Raw genomic sequence first — 2,848 nt, forward strand, 5'->3', positions numbered from 1 at the left:
GGGCGGCCGCGGCGGCCTTGAGGCGGGCGACGTAGCCGTGGTGGTCGGCGCCCAGCATGTAAATGCACAGGTTGTGGCCGCGGTCGATCTTGTCCGCGACGTAGGCGATGTCACCGGCGATGTACGCGGCGTCGCCGTCGGACTTGATGACGACGCGGTCCTTGTCGTCGCCGAAGTCGGTGGAGCGCAGCCACCAGGCGCCCTCGGACTCGTAGAGGTTGCCGTTGTCCTTGAGGGTCTGCACCGCCTTGTCGACGGCGCCGGTCTCGAACAGCGAGTTCTCGTGGAAGTAGACGTCGAAGTCCGTGCCGAACTCGTGGAGCGACTCCTTGATGTGCGCGAACATCATCTCCACGCCCTCGGCGCGGAAGGTCTCCTGCACATCGTCGCCATCCAGGGCGTCAGGATGCTTCTCGACGACCGCCTGCGCGATCTCCCGGATGTAGTCCCCTCCGTAACCGTCCTCGGGGGTCGGCTCGCCCTTGGCCGCAGCCACCAGGGAACGTGCGAAGCGGTCGATCTGTCCGCCGTGGTCGTTGAAGTAGTACTCGCGGGTCACCTGGGCGCCGGCGGCGGTGAGCACGCGGCCCAGGGAGTCACCGACGGCCGCCCAGCGGGTGCCGCCGAGGTGGATCGGGCCGGTCGGGTTCGCGGAGACGAACTCCAGGTTGATCTTCTGGCCGGCGTAGATGTCGAGGTGGCCGTAGGCGTCGCCCGCCTCGAGGATCTTCGCCACGATCTCACCCTGGGCCGCCGCCGCCAGGCGGATGTTGAGGAAGCCCGGGCCCGCGATGGTGGCCTCGTCGATGGCCGGGTCCTGCGCCAGCGCCTCAGCCAGCCAGGTGGCCAGCTCACGCGGGTTGGTGCCGACCTTCTTGGCCACCTGCAGGGCCAGGTTGGTGGCGTAGTCACCGTGCTCCGGGTTACGGGGACGCTCCACGACCACCGGGTCAGGCAGGACGGAGGTGTCGAGGTCACGGGACGAGAGCACGCCGGCGGCGGTGTCCCGGATGAGGGACGCAAGATCAGCAGGTGTCATGGGCGATGAGTCTAGTGCACCTGCCGTTGGTACTCCCACTGAGGCTTTCCTGAGCACGGCATCGTCGGCCACACATGAAGGACTCGTTGTGGTTATCATGCATCCATGCGTCTTCTCCCCCGTACCCTCACCGCCGTCGCCCTGCTCGGGCTCCTGCCGGTGGTCGCCCCGGCCGCCACCGCAGCCCCCGCCCAGCCCATCACGTGGGAGGCCTGCCCCGAGCAGGTCACCGACCCGACGGCACAGTGCGGGCGTATCGACGTCCCCATGCACCACTCCGATCCCGAGGGCCCCACGATCTCCGTGGGCTTCGTCCGTGTGCCCGCCGCCTCCGGCACCGCGCGCGGCACCCTGTTCACCAACCCGGGTGGCCCGGGCGGCGACGCCTACTCCTACGTCGGTTCCGGGGAGAACTCCGCCTGGCCCGCCGGCATCGTCAACGAGTGGGAGCGCGTCGCCGTCCAGCCGCGTGGCCTGCCCGGCTCCACCGGTGTGAACTGCGCCGAGGAGGTCTTCGCGATGAGCCCCGTCGACGCCCTCACCAACCAGGGCGGCTTCATCCGCGCCGCCTGCGAGGCCAACCACCCCGGCTACACCTCTTCCCTGACCACCGACAACACCGTCGAGGACTGGGAGTGGGTCCGCAACGCCCTCGGCCGCGAGCAGATCTCCGTCCTCGGCCTGTCCTACGGCACCTACCTCGGCTCCGCGTACGCCACCCGCTACCCGCAGCACACCGACCGCGTGGTCCTCGACTCCGCCATGGACCCCCGGCTCGCCTGGAACGGCATCATGGGCTCCCAGCAGGCCGGTTACGAGAACGCCCTCCACGACTTCATGTCCTGGGTCGCCGAGCGCCACGACGTCTACGGCCTCGGCGAGACCCCGCTGGCCGTCTACCAGGCGTGGTCCGCCCGCGTCGTCGCCGAGACCGGCACCAACCCAACCGTCGTCCCGCCGCCGGCCCGCGTCGGCGACCTGCCCCCGGGCCTCGCCTCCTCCGGCCCGGCCGGCGCGCAGGCGATGACCGCGGTCAACCCCTTCGTCGTCTCCTCGCAGGGCCTGAGCTCCCAGGCGGTCACCGGCGGCAACCAGGCGAACTCCCCCACCCTGGCCATCACCCGCCAGATGCTGCCCTTCACCGCCGAGTGGCACAACCTCGCCTCCATGATCAACGGCACGCAGCCCACCCCGAACCCGGCCGATCTCGCCGCCGAGATGCCGGAGACCATGCTTCTCGACGTCGCCAACGCCCAGCTCATGCAGCGCCTCATCATGTGCAACGAGAACAACTACCCCGCCCAGCCGGGCGACCTGGCGAAGTACGCCTGGACCAACTTCATCACCGGCGACATCTTCACCGCCCCCAACGCCATGTTCACCTCCGGCGCCGCCTGCGCCGGCGCCCCGCCGGTCGCCTCCCTACCGTCCGTGTCCGGTGAGGCCCTCGAGGTGCGCCCCCTGCTTATCCAGGCCACCGGCGACCCGCAGACCCCCTACGGCACCCACCACACCCTCGCCGACGCCATGAACGCCCACGTCGTCACCGTCAACGGCTCCGGCCACGGCCACGTCGGCCTGGGCAACGCCGCCGTCGACGAAATCGTCGTCGACTACCTGCGCGGCGGTTCCGTCGACGTCACCGAGGTGCCGGGACTCAACCGGTAGAGATTGGGATACTGCCCCCACGGGTGGTAGACTTTCAGCGTTGTCATCCCCGAGCGGGATGGCCACACTGTCTCCGTAGCTCAGTGGATAGAGCACTGGTTTCCGGTACCAAAGGTCGCAGGTTCGAATCCTGTCGGGGAC

The 2,848-nt window shown here is 69.4% G+C and carries 2 protein-coding genes and 1 tRNA gene; 2 read left to right on the forward strand and 1 reads right to left on the reverse strand.

What is annotated here, in order from left to right; genetic code table 11:
- A partial coding sequence (locus GXZ33_RS08070; RefSeq protein WP_291340329.1) for an arginine--tRNA ligase occupies positions 1 to 1,039 on the reverse strand: 1,039 nt, incomplete at its 3' end.
- A gap of 105 nt (positions 1,040 to 1,144) precedes the next feature.
- On the opposite strand from GXZ33_RS08070, the gene GXZ33_RS08075 reads away from it, so the two are divergent.
- Positions 1,145 to 2,707 (forward strand): alpha/beta hydrolase, encoded by a 1,563-nt coding sequence (locus tag GXZ33_RS08075; protein ID WP_291340330.1) that lies wholly within the window; start codon positions 1,145 to 1,147, stop codon positions 2,705 to 2,707.
- Between the two features lie 69 nt (positions 2,708 to 2,776).
- Positions 2,777 to 2,848 (forward strand) — tRNA-Arg (locus GXZ33_RS08080).

The organism is Corynebacterium sp. (assembly GCF_012838985.1).
GTDB lineage: Bacteria > Actinomycetota > Actinomycetes > Mycobacteriales > Mycobacteriaceae > Corynebacterium.